The sequence below is a fragment of the Paenibacillus sp. J22R3 genome, from assembly GCF_056269305.1.
In genome coordinates this window covers 45,689-64,418 of the sequence record NZ_JBWDNS010000001.1, presented here as the reverse complement: position 1 = coordinate 64,418, position 18,730 = coordinate 45,689, and the positions used below count along the sequence as shown (strand labels likewise).

Below are 18,730 nucleotides of genomic sequence, written 5' to 3'. Positions count from 1 at the left end.
TTGTACTATATGCTGAGACAGCCACTTTCAAAACTAGTCCAAGAGTTCCCCTTGAAAAAGTTGATCTTTCTTCAACAAGTCACGTACTCTGGCATAAGCCGCTTCCGTCCAGAAATCCGGCTTTGCCGTAATGTCGGCCGCATCGTCCCTGGCTTCCTCGAGCACGGCAAAGTCGGCCGCCATATCGGCAAGCTTAAAGTCCGGTACACCGCTTTGCTTCGTGCCGAAGAAATCCCCGGGTCCCCTCAGCTCCAAATCCCGTCTCGATACCTCGAAGCCATCATCCGTCTCCGTCATGATTTTCATCCGTTCACGACCGATCTCCGACTTCGGATCAGCTATTAAGACACAGTAGGATTGATGTCCGCCACGACCAACGCGCCCGCGCAGCTGGTGGAGCTGGGACAAGCCAAATCGCTCCGCATCCATAATGACCATCAGAGTAGCGTTCGGCACGTCGACCCCGACTTCGACGACGGTGGTTGCTACAAGCACATGTACTTCATTCTCGCTGAATGCGCGCATGACTTCATCTTTGTCCGAGGTAGTGAGTCGTCCGTGCAGCAAGCCTATCTTCAGATCTGGGAATGCTTGCTGGATTTGAATATGCAAATCTATGGCATTCTGCACGTCCAGCTTCTCCGATTCCTCGATGAGCGGGCATATAAAATAACACTGGCGCCCTGCCTCCACCTCACGCCGAATAAATCCAAGCACGCGTTCCAGCATATTATGCTTCACCCAATTTGTCTGGATCGGCTTACGACCCTGCGGACGTTCCCGCAGCGTAGATACATCAAGGTCGCCGAACGCCGTAATGGCAAGCGTTCTGGGGATCGGTGTCGCTGTCATCGTCAGTACATCCGGATTCATCCCTTTGCGGCGCAGTACGCTTCGCTGGTTAACGCCAAATCGGTGCTGCTCATCCGTTACAACTAAACCCAGACTGCGGAAATTAACGCCTTCCTGAATAATCGCCTGCGTACCCACGATCACATCAATCAGCCCCATTTGCAGCCCTGCCAGTACATCCCGCCGTTTCTTCTCCGTCAAGCTGCCTGTCAGCAGCGCTACCTGCAGCCCAACACCGCCTAGAAGCTTCTGTAAGGAACGGTAGTGCTGCTCCGCTAATATCTCCGTCGGTACCATTAGTGCCCCTTGGTGACCTGCTTTGTAGGCGGCAAACAGCGCGATAGCCGCTACGACAGTCTTACCGGATCCAACATCTCCTTGCAGCAAGCGGTTCATACAGGAGGGATGACGCATATCAATCAAGATTTCGTTAACAACCTTCTTCTGTGAATCTGTCAGCTCAAAGGGCAGTGTCCGCACGAAAACCCGTATCGATTCCGCATCAACCACATGGGCGACACCATCCATTCGTTTACGATTAATCGTACGGTACGCCTGCAGCTTTAACTGGAACAAGAACAGCTCCTCGTAGACGAGTCTGCGACGAGCCGCCTGCCCTTGCGCTATATCCTCGGGCTGATGAATTTGCTTCACCGCATCTCTGCGCAGCATGAGGCCATGCTTGTCCATCAATTCTACAGGCAGAATCTCTTCCACCATCGTCCCATATTGGAGCAGCGCTTGTGCCATGATTTTGCGTATCCATGGCTGTGTCACACTGCCGCCAACGGAGTATACCGACTGGAGAGTGCCTGAGCGCGAAGCGCCTTTATCAGGGAACTCGGACTCCGATACCGTAATTTGCAGCCGCTGCTGCTCCCACTTGCCCGTCAGCACGATATCCCGGCCGGGAACCAGCTGATCCTGTAGAAAATGTCGATTAAACCACACGGCCGTCACTAATATGCCGTCGATAACTATTTTACAGGTTAAGCGAGTCTTAGCACGGCCGAGCCGCTGCAAGAGCGGATTGCCCATAATCTTGCCTTCAACGGTCGCTTTCTCCCCATCCTTCGTTTCCCCTAAGCTCCGAATGCGATAGTCTTCATATCGAAAAGGAAAATAATCCAGCAAATCCGCGATCGTATGAACGCCAAAGGCGTGAAGCTCTAATTCTTTCTGAGCACTCACGCCTTTCATTTGCCGGACCGTTATTTGATCCAGCTTCATCCCCATTACCTCACACCCGCGTAATAAACAATGCAGCGGCACCGGGACCGGCATGTGTTCCAATAACAGAACCGATCTCTGTTTGCCTGATGCTGCGTATGTTCAGCTGTCCTTGCGCCAGAGCTGCAAGCTCAAGCGCCAGCTCGTTCTTATGTGTCCACCCGACTGTCATTTCAATTGGATCATTGCCGAAGTCTTTCTTAAACAGATCGATAATGCGCTGCATCGCTTTCTTCGTCCCGCGCACCTTATCTACTGCCATTACTTCGCCTTCGCTGTCAATCGTCAAGATTGGCTTTATGTTGAGGATCGAACCAAACAAAGCTGCTGCTTTGCCAATTCGGCCACCTTTCTGCAAATACTCGAGTGTGTCCAGCAAGAAATACATGCGACGATCTTGAATCATATTTTCCACTTTGGTCACAATGGCTTCTTTGGTTTCACCCGCAGCGGCCATCTCAGCCGCTTTAACAGCCAGCATCCCAATGCCATACGACGCGGATTTGGAATCGATCACCGTAATATCGCCGGAAACTTCAAGTAAGTTAGAGCCCAGAACCGCCGATTGATAAGTGCCGCTTAGTGCAGAGGACAAATGAATGGAGATGATAGAGGTGTCCTTTCCTGTACCGAGCACGCGCTCGTAGGCTTCCATGAACTCTACCGGTGAGGGCTGTGAAGTGGTTGGCAGCAGATCCGCTTTGGCCAATCGCTCATAAAATTGATTGTTCGTGATGGTGACTGCATCGAGATACGTGTCCTCGCCGAAGAGCACCTTAAGCGGTACCATCTCGATATTATGCTGCTCACGGACACGCTTTGGAATATCCGCCGTACTGTCCGTTATGATCTTGATTGCACCCATCTGAGCACCCCCTATTCCACTGCAAATAGATATGGATAAAGCGGTTGTCCGCCTTCGTGTACTTCGAGCTCGGCATGTGCAAAGGTATCGGCTGCCCATTGTACGAATTCCGCAGTTACAGCCGCATCTGCTTGCTCTCCTGTAAGGATCGTAACAAGCTCGCCGCCGTCTTCCAGCATTCTGGCAAGCAGCTCCCGGCAAGTTTCTTGCAAGCTTGGGGAAGCGGTCACAATGGACTTTTCCAAGATGCCGATATAATCGCCTTCATGGATGGTAATGCCGTCAATCGAAGTATTCCGTACAGCATTCGTGACTTGACCCGAACGTACTTGCTTCGCAGCCTCGCTCATCGCTTCCGTGTTCTCTTCAGCAGTTCCGTCTTCCTTGAAGACCAGAACAGCCCCAAGACCTTGCGGAATATTCTTCGTTTGTATGACGGTTACATTTCGTTCACACAGCTCTGCGGCTTGCTGCGCAGCCAAGATGATATTGCCGTTATTCGGCAGCAGATAAATATGTTCAGCCGACAGTGATTCAATCGCATTGACGAAATCCTCTGTGGATGGATTCATCGATTGTCCGCCGGAAAGCACGATATCCACGTTGTTATCCATGAAGATCGATGCGATCCCTTCGCCCATGGCCACTGCAATGATGCCGAATGCTGCCCACTCATGAGCCGATTCCGCTGTGATGGACGCTGCAGGCGTGCCTGTCAACACTTCCGAAACAGCTAGCCCAAGCGCTGCTTCCTCTACAATCGTCGTTTCCTTCAGGGGATCTTCGTGAACTGCAGGGGCGGATGTCGTGCTGCTGTTCAGATGCGAGGCTTCTTCATGAAGAAGCTCACGATGCTGCTCACGCATGTTAAGAATATGAATTTCAGTCAGCTCACCGTAAGGCAGCGCGTAGTTCAGCACATCTCCCGGCTTGCGCGTATGAACATGAACTTTAATGATTTCATCGTCCGCAATGACAAGGATCGAATCTCCGTCTCTGCTAAGCATGCCTTTGAACAAAGCTTCATCGAAGCGCAGCGTCTGACGGCCTGCCAGCTTCCGATTAATGAAAAATTCCATATCGTATAAAAATTCAATATTCTCTGTTTCCAAGCGAGATTGTGCACTGGAAAGCACTTGGTTAGAACGTGGGACTGATGGTGCAGGCACGGCCTTCATTGCCGGGAACAGCTCAGGTGATGCTGCTTCCGAACCATTATGACTTTCATCCACACTGCCCATGTTTTCAGTTAGTGCACGCAGGAAACCCTCATAGATACAAACAAGTCCCTGACCGCCGGAATCCACTACGCCTACTTGTTTAAGTACCGGAAGTAAATCAGGTGTACGTGCTAGCGATTCATTCGATTTGGTAACAACCTCGCGCATCATCTCTGTCATATCTGTTGTGCGCTTTGCGATCGACACCGCATGTCTAGCCGTGTCTTTCGCAACGGTTAGAATCGTCCCTTCAACCGGCTTGACGACAGCCTTATAAGCCATGTCAACTCCGTTCTGAAGTGCAGCAGCAAACTGAATCGGATCGATTTGCTCCAAGTTGACGATACTTTTGGCGAACCCCCTGAATAACTGTGACAAAATAACGCCGGAATTCCCGCGTGCACCCATAAGCAACCCTTTAGAAAGCGCTTCCGCAACTTTGCCTATTGCTGGGGAGGATTTGCTCTGAAGCTCGCGTTTTCCTGACGTCATCGTTAAATTCATATTCGTCCCGGTATCACCGTCCGGAACCGGGAACACATTCAGCGCATTAATGCGCTCAACATTTCTTTGCAAACTTTCCGCTCCGCTCAGTACCATACTTGTAAAGTCTGAGCCGTTAATAAAGCGTTTAATCAAACGTATTACCCCTTCCTACCGAGATACCCGTACGCCTTGGACAAAAATATTGATGACGTCTACCTTGACGCCGATGACCTCGTTCATCACATATTTCACTTTCGACTGAATGTTATGTGCGACCTCGGAAATTTTTGTGCCGTAGCTAACGATGATGTACAGATCAATGTGTAAGTAGTCGTTCTCTCGGTGGACTTCAACACCGCGCGATAAATTATCTCGACCAAGCAGCTCAGCAATTCCGTCTTTCAGCTGCTTTCTTGAAGCCATCCCTACCAGTCCATAACAATCCAGTGCCGCTGAGCCGGCAAGAACGGAGATAACATGGTCGGTTATGAATACATTGCCTAAATCCGAATTAATCTGCAGGGGCATGGAAAACCACTCCTTCACCGTTATTATTATGGACTAAACAACATTGTACTATAAATAATGACGATTTTGAAGCCCAATGCCCATTTTACGACCATTTTCTGCATTTTAAGCGCTTTATATACCTTAGAGTATGAAACTTGAAATGCTTGATGAATGTGATTTGTTATGTTATTATATTGGAGTCTGTTTATTTGCAGTGAATCTTCAAGGGAGGTGTATTCCATGTCTCGCAAATGTGCCATTACGGGCAAAGGCCCAGGGGTAGGCAATCATGTTTCGCACGCTAACAACAAAACTCGCCGCACTTGGGGCGTTAACGTTCAAAAAGTTAGAATTCTTGTTAACGGTAAACCAAAACGCGTTTACGTCAGCACTCGTGCTCTCAAAGCCGGCAAAGTAACACGTGTATAACGGCATTAAGCCATGGACAAAAAGCACCTGATTCAATCAGGTGCTTTTTTGCATGTCTAGGCACAGGAGGGACCGATTGCTGTGCGCTGTGCTCAGGATGCTGCATGTCGAACCGTTCCTTTGTTTTGGCTTCAAGGCAGCATTCACAGCCGCTAGTTCTTCTGGAACGTATTCAGAATCGCCTTCACGAAGCCACCCAAAAACTTCGGCAGCTTGATCGTGTAAAATTTCATGCTCCACCCCTCCTAAGAGTTTTGCGTCGTGTGCGTGAGCAAAACGTTCTTCGTCTGCTGAATAAACATCCGTAACGGTCCTCTCAGCCTTAATTACACAAATAAAAAAGGCTACAAGAACGTTCGTTCATGTAACCATCCTATGCGATCTATGATCGTCCTATTCCAAACCCGAAGTCATCCTCCGGCTGCTAGGTAGTAGTCATTGGATGCGCCCTAGCGTAAAGCACAACGGCAATCACTATGGTAAAGATAAGAAAGAACAGCAGCGACATCACACCAAATACGATCCGCGATCGCAATGATGTAAACCGCTTAAAATAGAAGATTGCAATAACAAGAGCAAGAATGGAGAAAAGAAAATTGACGCCGGTCTTTACATTCGGAAATATCGCCAGCATCAGTCCGCAGCCAAGACTAAAGAGCGTACATAGCAGGCCTTTCTTCAACCAATCGGGCATCTTTAGTCCTCCTAACGCAGTGCTGAAATAGCCGCTCCGCGATCCTGTTCAGTGAATATGGCATTGCCGGCTACAAACACGTCAGCGCCTGCTTCTCTGACAAGCTTAGCAGTCGTTGCATTAACGCCGCCATCGACCTGGATCAGCATGTCTCCAAGCCCTCGAGATTCAAGCAGTGCTCGCAGCTGACGGATCTTCTGCAGCGATTGAGGAATGAACTGCTGCCCCCCGAAGCCCGGGTTTACGGTCATAATCAGCACCATATCCAAATCGTCCAGCACATTCTCCAGCACGTTAATCGGCGTTGCCGGATTCAGCGCAACACCGACAGGCAATCCGGCTTCTTTGATTTGGTGAATAACGCGGTGCAGATGAACGCATGCCTCGGCATGTATCGTAATCCGGTCCGCTCCTGCAGCTACGTAAGAGGCGATATGCAGCTCCGGACGCTCGATCATCAAATGCACATCAAAAACAAGCTTAGTGGCTGGCCGTACGGCACTAATGACTAGTGGTCCGAACGTTAGTGTTGGGACGAAATGGCCGTCCATGACATCAATATGAATCCAATCCGCTCCGGCACGCTCCACGTCTTTGATTTCTTCTGCAAGTGTCGCAAAATTAGCCGACAGTATCGATGGTGCTATGATAGACATTTCAGTACCTCCGCTTTTTCTCTTTCATTTCCTCCATGAACAGCACGTAATTGCTGTGGCGGCTAGGTGCGATTTCACCGCGCCCCAGCGCTTCCAGCACCGCACATTCAGGTTCATGAATATGTGTACAGCCTCGGAATTTGCATCCCGAAGAAAGCTCGTGCATTTCTCTGAAACAAGTACCTAATTCTTCAATGCCAAGCTCGGCAAAATCCAGTTGACTAAACCCAGGTGTATCCGCAACATATCCCCCGCCGATATCGACAAGCTCTACATGACGAGTAGTATGTTTACCACGTCCAAGGCGATTGCTGATTGCGTTTGTCTCGAGCGTGAGGCCCGGTACGAGCGCATTAAGCAGCGAGGACTTCCCCACGCCTGATTGACCGGCGAACACCGCCAGATGGCCTTGTAGACGCTCTGCCAGTGCCGGAGTGCCATCACCTTGCCTTGAGCTCGTCACAAGCACCTCATAACCGATCGGCCGATAGATACGAAGCACATCGTTCATGGCACTGCGTGCTTCTTCTGAATCCTCGCCATCCTCGGCGAGATCCTGCTTGCTGAGACAAAGCACCGCTTGGATGCCGGCATGCTCGATATGAACAAGAAACTTATCCAGAAGCTGCAAATTCAGCACTGGCTCCGTCACCGAGAAAACCAGTACAGCAAGATCAATATTAACAACAGGCGGTCGAATCAGCTCTGAGCTGCGCGGCAGGATTCGATTAACGGCTCCCTCGCCGTTCTCCGTCTCTTCGTATTCAACGACATCACCGACAAGCGGCGATTCGCCGCGTTTCTTGAAGATGCCGCGCGCCCTGCACTGAATCGGCTCCACATCGGAGGAAGCATCGAGCGGTCTTACATAATAATAACCGCTCAATGCTTTGACAATTCTTCCTGTTAGATCGGACTTGCTATTGGTCGGTCTCGTTTGTGGTCGTATTGCCATCGGTAGGATTCTCCTCAGTTTGCGCCGGCTGATCTTCAGGCGGCGTTTCGGTGCCTGGGACCGTTTCCGGCGCTCCAGTTTCACCCGATTTTACATCTTCATACGTTTTGGAGAAGGTATCGGTAAATTGATTATCTCGATAAATGGTAACCATCGCTTCCGTGTTTGGATCAAGCACGACCTTAACCGGGAAGGACTGCGTATCTTTAATTTTCCGTTTACCCCATTCAATATTCTCACCGCGCGCATCCGTATATGTAATACGGATCTCGCTCGTTTTGCCAGCCACTGCCGGCGAAATGACGATATTGAAGGTGTATTCGATTGCTTCCTCTGGTAATCCAGAGCTTACCGTAAGCGTAATATCAGCTCCCTCGGATACCGGAGCCTCAGGATCGAAAGGGTACTGTGCGATTACAGTTCCTTTCTCTTTGTAGCTTGGTTCGCGCACGATGTCGGCCTCGTTAATCTTAAGACCTTTTGACTTCAGAAGCGCGATCGCTTCCTTCTCCGACTTATTAATCAGATTCGGCATTGGGAATGTTTCTTTCCCTTGGCTGACCGTTAAATTAAATTTAACCGACTTCGGATCAAATTCAGCACCAACTTCTGGGCTCTGTTCCAATACAGTGCCCGGCGTCTCATCACTGAAAGTTTCATCCTTGGTAATACTGTCTTGGGCTACGCCAAGCGCAACCAGCGCTGCTACCGTATCCTCATAGGACTTCCCGGCATAATCTCCGGCTGTCGCCAGTTTCGGCCCTTTGCTGACGTACAGCTTAATGAATGAGCCTACCTTCACCCGTTGATTCGGTTTCGACTGCTCGTATACAACGTCCTTCGGAACCCCTTCTTTATCGGTATAAATCGAGGGCTCTTCCACTTTAAGTCCAACACCTTCGAGCGTTGTGCGGGCTTCCGTCTCCGTCATATTGACCACATACGGCACATCGACCTCTTCAATATCAAACCAACTCAGAACAGTCATGGCTCCCCAGTAAACAAGAGCAATAATAATCAAGGTTGAAGCAACCGTCACGACAGGCTTGACCCATTTGCGTTTGCGCGGCAATTCTTCCAGACCATTCGAATTCCAACGATCCTGATCCGACTGATCTGCGGATATCTTCGCTTTCTCAGCCGGTGTGCCGCCACTCTGTTCGGTTCTCACACTCGATATCGTATCCGTCATCTTATCGGCAATGCTGCCGCGAATCGCAGGCATGACACGCGTCTCGTCAAAATCGGAATTTGCGAATGTAATCTTCGGTTCTTTCAATCGCTCTGGCTGCAAACAAGTTTCCAGATCGCTGAGCATCTCCTTGGCAGACGCATAACGTTCAGCCGGATTCTTCCGCATCGCTCGCAAAATCACATTCTCTACACTTTGCGGTATGTACGGGTTCAGTGTTTTGGGCTCGGCGAATGTTTCTTGCAAATGCTTCAGCGCTACGCTGATCGGGCTCTCACCCAAGAAAGGCAGCTTCCCAGTCACCATCTGGTATAGCACGATACCAAGCGAATACAAGTCGGACTTCTCGCCGGTTACGACACCCTTCGCATGTTCCGGTGAGAAATAATGAACAGAGCCCACCACAGAACCTGTTTGGGTAATTGTCGAAGAGGTTACCGCGCGCGCAATACCAAAGTCGGTTACTTTCACGCGGCCATTCTTGCCGATAAGTATATTATGTGGTTTGATGTCACGATGAATGATTTGATTATAATGCGCGTGCTCAAGTGCATCGCAAATTTGAATCGCAATCCGAACCGCTTCCTCGGTTTGCAACGGCGCACGTTCTTTAATAATTTCGTTTAAATTGTTGCCTTCGACATATTCCATCACGATGTAATGCGTATCGTCTTCTTGTCCGACATCATAGATGCTTACGACATTGGAATGCGAAAGAGAGGCTGCCGATTGCGCCTCGCGTCTGAAACGACGAATAAATTCTTCATCATGAACGAATTGTTGACGCAGCACTTTAACCGCAACATGACGATTGAGCAGGATATCATGGGCTTTATATACAAGCGCCATGCCGCCTCCGCCGATGCGTGTAATAATTTCATATCTTCCGCCTAATTCATGTCCTATCATGTCGATCACCCCTCGAGCTCTGTGTCTTCGGCATGATGCAGCAGCACTACTGTAATATTGTCGTCTCCGCCGGCTTCCAGCGCCAGTTGTACGAGCCGATCTGCTTTTTGATCCAAGGTGAGATCATCCTGCCCTAAAGTCTCCATAATTGCTGAAGTACTCGCCATTGTCGTCAGACCGTCGCTGCATAACATAAGCAAATCTCCGGCTCGCCAGGAAGTGCAAATGATATCTACTTCAACCTCTTCATCAGTGCCGAGTGCACGTGTAATTACATTTCTTCTCGGATGGACCGCCGCTTCTTCAAGCGTGATTTGACCCGATTTAACCAATTCTTGAACAAGCGTATGATCCTCAGTCAGCTGAGTCATGACGCCTTCTCTCCATTTATAAACCCGGCTGTCGCCGATATGACCGATGACTCCGTTATCGTCTTGTATAAGTGCGGCAACGATTGTTGTTCCCATATTATGAAATTGCTCGTTGTTGGACGCCATGTCAAAAACAACTTCGTTCGCTTGCAGAATAGCCTGGCTCATCAGCAGCTTACGCTCCTCCAAAGACAGCCCAGAATTAACATTCTGAAGCGCCTCTCGGAAGGTATCCACCGCCAATTGGCTTGCCACTTCGCCTGCCTTGTGACCGCCCATGCCATCGGCAACTATTGCCACGGTCAGGCCGAACTCATAAGAGTCCGACCAAGCCGTGTCTTCATTAATTGATCGAATACGCCCAACATCGCTCCGATAAGCGATCTTCACAACTCATCACCCCGCCGTAGACTCCATATGTTTAGCACGTAGTTGTCCGCAAGCTGCTGCAATGTCATGACCTTGTTCTCTGCGGATGGTGGCATTGATATTGTTCTTCTCCAGAATGCGGTGGAACTCGAAAATCTGCTCGCGCGGGGTACGCACATAGTCACGTTCCGGCACGTGATTGACCGGAATCAAATTCACGTGGCAAAGCATGCCTTTCAGTACGTCTGCCAGTTCTTGCGCATGCTCGCTTTGGTCATTCACACTGCCGATCAAGGCATACTCAAACGTAATCCGGCGCCCTGTCTTCGCAATGTAGTAGCGGCAAGCTTCCATCACTTCTTCGAATGGGTAGCGGCGGTTAACCGGCATCAGCTTCGAACGGAGCTTGTCGTTAGGCGCATGAATGGAAATCGCCAGATTGATCTGCGTGTTCTCTTCGGCGAATTTATACATGCTTGGCACGATGCCGCTTGTCGAAACTGTAATGTGACGCTGGCCGATATTCAGCCCTTTCTCATGGATCATGTTACGAAGGAACGTCATTGTTGGATCATAGTTCTCAAACGGTTCACCTGAACCCATGATGACGATGCTGGATACACGTTCATTCGTCGCATCAAGCATTTGCTGTGCCACGACCACTTGCGCCACGATCTCGCCGGCTGTAAGGTTACGTTTCAGACCGCCAAGCGTGGATGCACAGAATGTGCAGCCGATTCGGCAACCGACCTGCGTCGTCACACAGATGCTGTTTCCATAGTTGTGACGCATAATTACCGTTTCGATTGCATGATTGTCATGCAAACCGAAGAGGAACTTCACCGTACCGTCTTTGGATTCGAATTTCGTAATCTCAGTCAACGTAACGAATGCAAATTGCTCCTCCAGCTTCTGGCGAAGCCCCTTCGAGAGATTGCTCATCTCTTCAAAACTGTTCACCCGTTTCACATAAAGCCACTCAAACAGCTGCGTGCCACGGAAAGCGGGCTCGCCATTCTCTTTCATCCAATCTTGCAATTGATCTAACGTATAGTCGTAGATGAACGGTTTCATCGATTTTACACCTGTTTCTTTTATCAAAATATGTGCTGAGCCCTCTTGATAAGAGTGCCCCTGATTATTTTACCACAAACGCCCATAACAGGCCACTTGATGCTGTCATGAGCGTTTGGAGGGTTTGAAACTGCTTAGTGAACCCGCTTCAAACGGGCAATGAAGAATCCGTCGCTGCCAAATTGCTGCGGCAGCAGCTGAACCATGCCGCCAAAGCTCTCATCGATAACTTGACCTTCTTTAAGCGGCTGCAGGATATGTGCTGACCAGTCAGCATCGAGTTTGTAATCGGGCTGACTTGCCAGAAACTTCTCGATCTGCCCCTCATTCTCTTCACGTTCAATCGTACATGTACTGTAGACCAGCGTACCGCCCGGCTTGACAAGCTTGGCCGCCACTTGCAGCAGATTAGTCTGCAAGTCTGCAATCGCGTGAACATCAGCTTCACTCTTCGTCCATTTGATTTCAGGCTTGCGTCTAATCACACCGAAACCTGAGCAAGGTGCATCTAGCAGCACTAGATCAAAGCTCTGCGGCTCGAATCGCGAAGCTAGCTCCAGCGCATCACCGGTAATCGCTTCAATGGCGTTCAGACCGAGGCGCGCGGCTTGCTCTTCAATCAGCTGCTTCTTGTGCGGATGAACGTCGTTCGCGTACACTAGCCCACGATCCTCCATCAGCTCGGCCAGATGCGTCGTCTTCCCTCCGGGAGCCGCGCAGCAATCCAGCACTTTCATACCCGGCGCCGGCGCACACACTTCCGCAACTAGCATGGAGCTCTCGTCTTGGAGTGTCCATAGTCCGGACTGATACCCCTCTGACTGAGCGAGATTACCGCCTCCGTTAACGATGACTGCTGCATCAGCAAGCTTCGAAGCAACAACGTCCAACCCATTGTCTGTGAGTAGGCTGATAGCTTTCTCACGAGATAACCGCAATGGATTCACGCGCAAGCTGCTGTGCGGCGGCTCATTGCCGGATGCGCAAATTTGCTCCGCTACAGCCTCGCCGTAGCTGTCGATCCAGCGCTTAACGAGCCAATCCGGGTACGAATGCGTGATTCCGATCCGTTTGATCGGATTCGCATGCTCAATAGGTTCTTTCAGCTCGGCCAAGCTGCGCTCCAAATTACGCAGCACGCCGTTAACCATCCCCGAAATTCCGCTATGACCTCGGCGCTTCGCAATGGAGACCGCCTCGTTCACTGCGGCATGCGCCGGTATCCGATCAAGCAGAAGCAATTGGTATGCGCTCATGCGCAGCAATACCAATACCCAAGGCGTCAGCTTGTTGAAGCCTTTCGTTACGAGAATGTTCAGCCTGTCATCCAGCAGACGCTGATGTTGTATTGTGCCATATACCAGCTCTGTAGCAAGACCGGCATCTTGCCGTGACAGTTGTGCATCCTGCAGCGCACGATTGAGCTGCAAGTTGCTGTACGCTCCCGCTTCAGCCACCTTCACCAGCGTATCGAGAGCAACCTCGCGTGCTGTTTTGCGCCTTGGCTGCTGTTTCACACCACTCGCGGCGCCGTTTGGTTTCTTACCGCTCCTGCCTTGCCCGGTCGCTGCGCCTCCGGTCCCTTTGCTGCGATTGTTCGGTCCGCCGCTCATTCTTCGCCACCGCCGAACACTGTGCCTGCTTCAAGTCTGGCACCTTTCAGCCATTCCACGGCATCCATGGCTTTCTTCCCAGCAGGTTGAATATTCGTCAATAAGAGTGACCCCTCGCCTGTTTGTACAAGGATGCCTTCTTCAGACAGTTTCGTTACCGTTCCGTGCGCCGCTTGTTCATTGTTGCTGTGAGTGACTACTCGGCAGCCCCATACCTTAAACGGCTCACCATTCCATATCGTAAAACCACCTGCCATCGGGGATAGGCCGCGAACCTGATTATAGATCTGACTTGCCTTGCGGCTCCAGTCGATCCGCTCATCCTCCCGAGACAGGTTTGGCGCGTATGTAGCTTCATCATGATTTTGCACGATTCGGTTCGCTGTACCGGCTTCAATTGCTGGCAATGTTTCTGCGAGCAGCTTCGCGCCTGCATCCGTTAGCTTCTCGAACAGCGTACCTGAAGTATCATCATCTGCAATCGGCACCTCGACTACACTGATCATGTCACCTGTATCCAAACCTTCAGCCATATACATAATGGTCACGCCTGTAACGCTCTCGCCATTGATAATGGAGCGCTGGATCGGAGCACCGCCGCGATAACGCGGAAGCAAGGAGCCGTGAACATTAATGCAGCCTAGACGCGGAACTTCCAGCACCGCTTTCGGCAAAATCTGTCCGTAAGCGGCAGTGACAATAAGGTCCGGCTGCAGCTCGGCAATTTGCTGTACGGTATCGGATCCGCGCAGACGTTCCGGTTGTGCAACTGGAAGGCCGCGAAGAAGAGCCGCTTCCTTAACCGGAGGCGGCGTCAACGTTTTTTTGCGGCCTTTCGGGCGATCAGGCTGTGTGACCACCAGCTCTACGGTATGTCCTGCGGCAAGAATAGCCTCTAAAGATGGAACGGCAAACGCTGGCGTTCCCATAAATACGATTCGCATCTATTCACTCTCATTCCGGGGAGGACGGCTCGCCGTATCGTAGATCGATACCGCAATATCCGTAAATAGTACGCCATTCAAATGGTCGACCTCATGCTGAAAAGCGCGCGCCAAAAAATCAGCCGCTTCCATCTCAAACGTTACGCCGTTACGGTCCTGCCCTTTTAGTTTAATGCGTTGTGCACGGTTAACATCACCGCTGATTTTGGCAATACTTAGGCAGCCCTCTGGTCCGAGCTGTTCGCCTTCAGCCTCGATAATCTCTGGGTTTACCATTTCAATCAAACCATGATCATCGCCAACATCGACGACAATGACGCGTTTGGAAATGCCTACCTGCGGTGCAGCCAGACCTACTCCGTCTGCGTCGTACATAGTCTCCGCCATGTCGCGGAGCAATTTATGCAAATTCGCATTAAATTTGGTTACCTCTACCGCGCGCTCGCGCAATACCGGATCCGGATCTTGAACAATCAGTCGAATAGCCATCTTATGACCTCCTATAATAAAAATTCTACTTATAATATCACTTGCGGATCTACGTCAACGCTAATCTGCACCGGCGGTTGACCCTGGGGTCCCGAAATCATGCTGATTGCCTGCTTTAACAGATCGATAGCCCCGACGTTTCCACGATATTTTATCATACATTGAAAACGATAGCGATCTTTCATGCGCGGAATGGGAGAGGCAACAGGCCCTAATATATCAATAAAACGGCTGCCGTCACTATCGATCCAGCCTTTCACACCGGACTCGTAAGCCAGCTGTCGAAGCGTGGATGCAAGTTTATCTCCTGCCGTAATGAGAAGCGCCAGCTGCTCATCCGATAAGGTCACTACAATAAGCCTGCAGAACGGCGGGTACGACATGAAGCGTCGATGCTTCAGCTCCTCCTGCACGAATGCGGCATAATCATGATGCTGGGCCGAAACGATCGCATAATGCTCCGGATTGTAGGTCTGCACGACGACTTCGCCAAGCAGCTCATGCCGCCCAGCCCGGCCCGCAACCTGCGTCAACAGCTGGAACGTTTTCTCCGCAGCGCGGAAATCAGGCAAGTGAAGTGATGTATCTGCGGCAATAACGCCTACCAAGGTAACGTATGGAAAATCAAGCCCTTTGGCTACCATTTGAGTACCGAGCAGCACATCTGCCTTACGCTCGCCGAACATAGTCAGCCATTTCTCGTGCGAGCCTTTCTCGGTTGTCGTATCCACATCCATCCGAATGACGCGAATGCCTGGAAACAGCTTAGCCAGCTCCTCTTCCACCCGCTGCGTGCCTGTTCCGAAGAATCGAATATGCTCGCTTTCGCAAGTCGGGCATTTCTCAGGCGCTTGTTCGGCATGACCGCAATAGTGACAGCGCATGACGCGCGACTTCTGATGGAAGGTGAGCGAAATATCGCAGTGCGGGCATTGCGCCGTATATCCGCATGAGCGGCACATGACGAAGGTTGAATAGCCGCGCCGATTCAGCAGCAGCACCGACTGTTCGCCTTTCTCCAGCCGATCAAGAAGCGCTTCATGGAGTTGGCGACTGAACATGGAGCGATTGCCTGCTTTGAGTTCGTCTCGCATATCGATGAGATGAACCTTAGGCATCGGACGATTGCCGACCCGCTGCGGCATAGGCAGAAGCGCGGCTCCGCTTGATTTAGCTGCATCTTCTGAAGTGGATGAAGCCGAAGCCGAAGTTGCTGCGAGTATTCTTGAAGCAGCAGCAAAGCTTTCCAGTGAAGGCGTTGCCGATCCCAGTACGACAGCAGCGCCATGCTGCCTGGCTCGTCTCACCGCAACATCTCGCGCATGATACTTCGGACTTTCCTCTTGTTTATAGGAAGACTCATGTTCTTCGTCTATGATAATTAAGCCTACTCGCTGGAACGGAGCGAATACGGCCGATCTTGCCCCGACCGCAACTTGGGCGCGACCTTCGCGAATCTTCCGCCATTCGTCGTAACGCTCACCGTTGGATAGGCGGCTATGTAAGACGGCGACCAAATCGCCGAAACGTCCTTTGAACCGCTCCACCATCTGCGGTGTGAGGGCGATTTCCGGAACGAGCACGATAGCCTGCCGCTCGTATTGTAAGCAGCGCTCGATCGTTTGCAGATACACTTCTGTTTTCCCGCTGCCTGTTACACCATGGAGCAGAAATACACGAGATGCTTCTTCATCCAGCGCTTCCGCGATTTCTTCATAAACGGCCTGCTGTCCTTCCGTTAACGGAAGCGGTTCAGTCCGTTTGAAGTTGCGTCCTGCGTAAGGATCACGCTGCTGTTCGACTTCGCGGAGCGTAATCAAGCCTTTATCTGCAACTGCGCGGATCGTGCTCGATGTCGTCGACAAGGTCTCAACAAGCGCAGTCATTGTAATCGGCTCACGGTTTTCCAGCATATAGCGAAGAACTTCTTGTTGTTTGGCGGCGCGAGCAGAATAATTCAGTAACGCTTCTTGAGCCAACGCTTCGTTATCAGGCGGGTAGATCGTCAGCACTTTACGAACGGACAACCGATCCTTAATTGAAACCTGCTCCGTCAAAATCCCTTGCTTAATTGCCTGCTTGATTGCAATTGCATCCTCCGGAAAACGTTCCTGTAAAGCCGCCATCCGAACCGGTCCGCCGCTCGCTCGTATAAACGCGAGCCACGGCGCTTCTCCAACACCTGGCTGAAGCCAAGTATACTCCTGTTCCTCTTCTGCTATCGTCACGACGGAGTCGGCTTTCCCTTTGAGCGCTGCAGGAATCATCACTTGTAGTGCAGTTGTAAGCGGGCAGAAATACTTCTCGCTGATCCATTGTGCCAGCTCGACCAAATCAGGCGAAAGAGGCGGGATGTGATCCAGTAGTTCGGCAATCGGCTTCAGCTTGTTAACGTCTACATCCGCATAATCAGCGAGCCCAATTACGAATCCTTGCAGAACGCGTCCTCCGAATGGAACACCTACTCGACTGCCGATCTCCACCCAGCCAAGCAGTCCCATGGGTATCGTATAGTCAAAAGGCCGATCCGTCGCACGGCTCGGCACATCTACGATGACTTTGGCAATCATTCCGCGGCCCCCTTGGCCGCTGCTGACTTGGCTTGCATCCGCTGTGTAATGATGCTCATTAACCGGTCTGCCACTTCTCGTTTGCGAAGCATCGGCATCGCCTCCACAAGCCCTTCTTCGCCAAACAGCTGCACAATATTCGTATCGACGTTGAAGCCTGCGCCTTCTTGCGATACATCGTTTGCAACAATGAGATCGCAATGCTTGCGAACCAGCTTATCCATTGCATAATGCGCCACTTGATCGGTTTCGGCAGCGAAGCCAACCAGAAATTGATGCTTCTTCTTCTCGCCAAGCGTCTTCAGGATGTCAGTCGTTCGCTCCAGCTCGATGACGAGCTTCTCTTCGCTTTTCTTGATTTTGCGATTCGCACGTACAACGGGCCGATAATCCGCGACTGCCGCTGCTTTAATCACCAAATCTGCAGTGTCATATCGTTCCAGTACTGATTGCAGCATGTCCTCGGCAGACTCAACATGTACGATGTTTACGCCTTGTATAGGCTCTGCGCTTGTACGAGCTGCAATAAGCGTGACGTTCGCTCCACGATTCGCTGCTGCTTCCGCAAGAGCAAAGCCCATTTTGCCGGAAGAGTCGTTGGTTAGGAAACGCACAGGATCCAGTCGTTCCACGGTTCCGCCTGCCGTAACGATTACTCGCTTACCCGCTAGATCCTGGCTCTGCTCGAACCACTGCTTCACAGCCTGTACGATTTCTTCCGGCTCCGCCAAACGACCTTTGCCAACATAGCCGCATGCGAGTAATCCGGTGCCAGGCTCCACGAAGCGTGCTCCGCGTTCCGCGAGCAGCGCCATGTTATGCGCAACAGCCGGATGATCGTACATATGGACGTTCATGGCAGGCGCGATAAGAATCGGCGCTGTCGTGGCCAGAAGCGTCGTGCTCAGCATGTCATCACCGATGCCATGCGCCATTTTCGCTAATATGTTGGCAGTGGCAGGCGCGATCACAACCAAATCCGCACTGTCCGCCACATTGATATGCGCGACAACCGACGGATCGAATTCGTCAAACGTATCCGTATATACGGTATGACGCGACAGTGTTTGCAAGGTGAGCGGCGCAATGAACTTCGTTGCCGATTCCGTCATGATAACACGTACATTCGCACCTGCTTGCACCAATCTGCTGCACACGGTCGCCGCCTTATAGGCTGCGATTCCGCCGGAGATGCCTAGTACAATTGTTTTCCCTTTCAGCACCTATGATCACTCCTCTTACGCTGTAGCATCATGGATTGAACCATTCTAAAATGTTAAAAAAATAACAACCGCTAGGGTT

General features: G+C 51.0%; 17 protein-coding genes. 1 reads left to right on the top strand and 16 read right to left on the bottom strand.

Going from position 1 to position 18,730, the window contains the following annotated elements; translation table 11 throughout:
* Positions 1-33 precede the first annotated feature (33 nt).
* The 4 genes from recG to AC0YN4_RS00280 are packed head-to-tail and all read right to left on the bottom strand — an operon-like array spanning position 34 to position 5,181.
* The gene (recG, locus tag AC0YN4_RS00295; RefSeq protein ID WP_475780488.1) at positions 34-2,082 is read right to left on the bottom strand and encodes an ATP-dependent DNA helicase RecG; all 2,049 of its coding nucleotides are present in this window, start codon (positions 2,080-2,082) and stop codon (positions 34-36) included.
* 10 nt (positions 2,083-2,092) lie between these two features.
* Positions 2,093-2,947, bottom strand: a complete 855-nt coding sequence (locus AC0YN4_RS00290; RefSeq protein WP_475780487.1) for a DegV family protein — start codon at positions 2,945-2,947, stop codon at positions 2,093-2,095.
* Between the two features lie 11 nt (positions 2,948-2,958).
* Entirely contained in the window at positions 2,959-4,767 is a 1,809-nt protein-coding gene (locus AC0YN4_RS00285; RefSeq protein ID WP_475835551.1) for a DAK2 domain-containing protein, read from the bottom strand.
* A 54-nt stretch (positions 4,768-4,821) separates the two neighbouring features.
* Positions 4,822-5,181 (bottom strand): Asp23/Gls24 family envelope stress response protein, encoded by a 360-nt coding sequence (locus tag AC0YN4_RS00280; protein WP_090978269.1) that lies wholly within the window; start codon positions 5,179-5,181, stop codon positions 4,822-4,824.
* A gap of 222 nt (positions 5,182-5,403) precedes the next feature.
* On the opposite strand from AC0YN4_RS00280, the gene rpmB reads away from it, so the two are divergent.
* Complete coding sequence (gene rpmB, locus AC0YN4_RS00275) at positions 5,404-5,592, top strand: 50S ribosomal protein L28 (protein WP_090978267.1); 189 nt, start codon at positions 5,404-5,406, stop codon at positions 5,590-5,592.
* A 152-nt stretch (positions 5,593-5,744) separates the two neighbouring features.
* Here rpmB and spoVM read toward each other — a convergent pair whose 3' ends face one another.
* The 12 genes from spoVM to coaBC all read right to left on the bottom strand — a co-directional run bounded on the left by spoVM (position 5,745) and on the right by coaBC (position 18,651).
* Positions 5,745-5,825 carry a stage V sporulation protein SpoVM gene (spoVM, locus tag AC0YN4_RS00270; RefSeq protein ID WP_010345573.1) on the bottom strand — a complete coding sequence of 27 codons (81 nt, stop codon included), beginning with the start codon at positions 5,823-5,825 and terminating at the stop codon, positions 5,745-5,747.
* A 191-nt stretch (positions 5,826-6,016) separates the two neighbouring features.
* Positions 6,017-6,286 (bottom strand): hypothetical protein, encoded by a 270-nt coding sequence (locus AC0YN4_RS00265; protein WP_475780486.1) that lies wholly within the window; start codon positions 6,284-6,286, stop codon positions 6,017-6,019.
* 11 nt (positions 6,287-6,297) lie between these two features.
* On the bottom strand, positions 6,298-6,942 hold the full coding sequence (gene rpe / locus AC0YN4_RS00260; protein ID WP_475780485.1) for a ribulose-phosphate 3-epimerase: 645 nt from the start codon (positions 6,940-6,942) through the stop codon (positions 6,298-6,300).
* 1 nt (position 6,943) lies between these two features.
* Entirely contained in the window at positions 6,944-7,897 is a 954-nt protein-coding gene (gene rsgA, locus AC0YN4_RS00255) for a ribosome small subunit-dependent GTPase A (protein ID WP_475780484.1), read from the bottom strand.
* Positions 7,863-9,998 (bottom strand): Stk1 family PASTA domain-containing Ser/Thr kinase, encoded by a 2,136-nt coding sequence (gene pknB, locus AC0YN4_RS00250; RefSeq protein ID WP_475834825.1) that lies wholly within the window; start codon positions 9,996-9,998, stop codon positions 7,863-7,865. The genes rsgA and pknB overlap by 35 nt, the downstream gene beginning before the upstream one ends.
* Positions 9,999-10,003: 5 nt before the next feature.
* A complete protein-coding gene (locus tag AC0YN4_RS00245; RefSeq protein WP_475780482.1) occupies positions 10,004-10,759 on the bottom strand; it encodes a Stp1/IreP family PP2C-type Ser/Thr phosphatase in 756 nt (251 codons plus the stop codon).
* 6 nt (positions 10,760-10,765) lie between these two features.
* Positions 10,766-11,812, bottom strand: a complete 1,047-nt coding sequence (rlmN, locus tag AC0YN4_RS00240) for a dual-specificity RNA methyltransferase RlmN (protein WP_475780481.1) — start codon at positions 11,810-11,812, stop codon at positions 10,766-10,768.
* Positions 11,813-11,946: 134 nt separating this feature from the next.
* Positions 11,947-13,425, bottom strand: coding sequence for a 16S rRNA (cytosine(967)-C(5))-methyltransferase RsmB (rsmB, locus tag AC0YN4_RS00235; RefSeq protein ID WP_475780480.1), 1,479 nt, complete (start codon positions 13,423-13,425; stop codon positions 11,947-11,949).
* Positions 13,422-14,369 (bottom strand): methionyl-tRNA formyltransferase, encoded by a 948-nt coding sequence (gene fmt, locus AC0YN4_RS00230; protein WP_475834824.1) that lies wholly within the window; start codon positions 14,367-14,369, stop codon positions 13,422-13,424. The genes rsmB and fmt overlap by 4 nt, the downstream gene beginning before the upstream one ends.
* Positions 14,370-14,858, bottom strand: a complete 489-nt coding sequence (gene def / locus AC0YN4_RS00225; RefSeq protein WP_475780478.1) for a peptide deformylase — start codon at positions 14,856-14,858, stop codon at positions 14,370-14,372.
* A gap of 29 nt (positions 14,859-14,887) precedes the next feature.
* Positions 14,888-17,428, bottom strand: coding sequence for a primosomal protein N' (gene priA / locus AC0YN4_RS00220; RefSeq protein ID WP_475834823.1), 2,541 nt, complete (start codon positions 17,426-17,428; stop codon positions 14,888-14,890).
* The gene (gene coaBC / locus AC0YN4_RS00215; RefSeq protein WP_475834822.1) at positions 17,425-18,651 is read right to left on the bottom strand and encodes a bifunctional phosphopantothenoylcysteine decarboxylase/phosphopantothenate--cysteine ligase CoaBC; all 1,227 of its coding nucleotides are present in this window, start codon (positions 18,649-18,651) and stop codon (positions 17,425-17,427) included. The genes priA and coaBC overlap by 4 nt, the downstream gene beginning before the upstream one ends.
* Between the last annotated feature and the right edge of the window lie 79 nt (positions 18,652-18,730).

Bases quoted from the DNA above. Each gene is read 5' to 3' on its own strand.
- recG (WP_475780488.1), bottom strand. From the start codon at position 2,082: ATGAAGCTGGATCAAATAACGGTCCGGCAAATGAAAGGCGTGAGTGCT.
- AC0YN4_RS00265 (WP_475780486.1), bottom strand. From the start codon at position 6,286: ATGCCCGATTGGTTGAAGAAAGGCCTGCTATGTACGCTCTTTAGTCTT.
- pknB (WP_475834825.1), bottom strand. From the start codon at position 9,998: ATGATAGGACATGAATTAGGCGGAAGATATGAAATTATTACACGCATC.
- def (WP_475780478.1), bottom strand. From the start codon at position 14,858: ATGGCTATTCGACTGATTGTTCAAGATCCGGATCCGGTATTGCGCGAG.
- AC0YN4_RS00280 (WP_090978269.1), bottom strand. From the start codon at position 5,181: ATGCCCCTGCAGATTAATTCGGATTTAGGCAATGTATTCATAACCGAC.
- AC0YN4_RS00285 (WP_475835551.1), bottom strand. From the start codon at position 4,767: ATGGTACTGAGCGGAGCGGAAAGTTTGCAAAGAAATGTTGAGCGCATT.
- rlmN (WP_475780481.1), bottom strand. From the start codon at position 11,812: ATGAAACCGTTCATCTACGACTATACGTTAGATCAATTGCAAGATTGG.
- fmt (WP_475834824.1), bottom strand. From the start codon at position 14,369: ATGCGAATCGTATTTATGGGAACGCCAGCGTTTGCCGTTCCATCTTTA.
- rpmB (WP_090978267.1), top strand. From the start codon at position 5,404: ATGTCTCGCAAATGTGCCATTACGGGCAAAGGCCCAGGGGTAGGCAAT.
- AC0YN4_RS00290 (WP_475780487.1), bottom strand. From the start codon at position 2,947: ATGGGTGCAATCAAGATCATAACGGACAGTACGGCGGATATTCCAAAG.
- spoVM (WP_010345573.1), bottom strand. From the start codon at position 5,825: ATGAAATTTTACACGATCAAGCTGCCGAAGTTTTTGGGTGGCTTCGTG.
- priA (WP_475834823.1), bottom strand. From the start codon at position 17,428: ATGATTGCCAAAGTCATCGTAGATGTGCCGAGCCGTGCGACGGATCGG.
- rpe (WP_475780485.1), bottom strand. From the start codon at position 6,942: ATGTCTATCATAGCACCATCGATACTGTCGGCTAATTTTGCGACACTT.
- rsgA (WP_475780484.1), bottom strand. From the start codon at position 7,897: ATGGCAATACGACCACAAACGAGACCGACCAATAGCAAGTCCGATCTA.
- rsmB (WP_475780480.1), bottom strand. From the start codon at position 13,425: ATGAGCGGCGGACCGAACAATCGCAGCAAAGGGACCGGAGGCGCAGCG.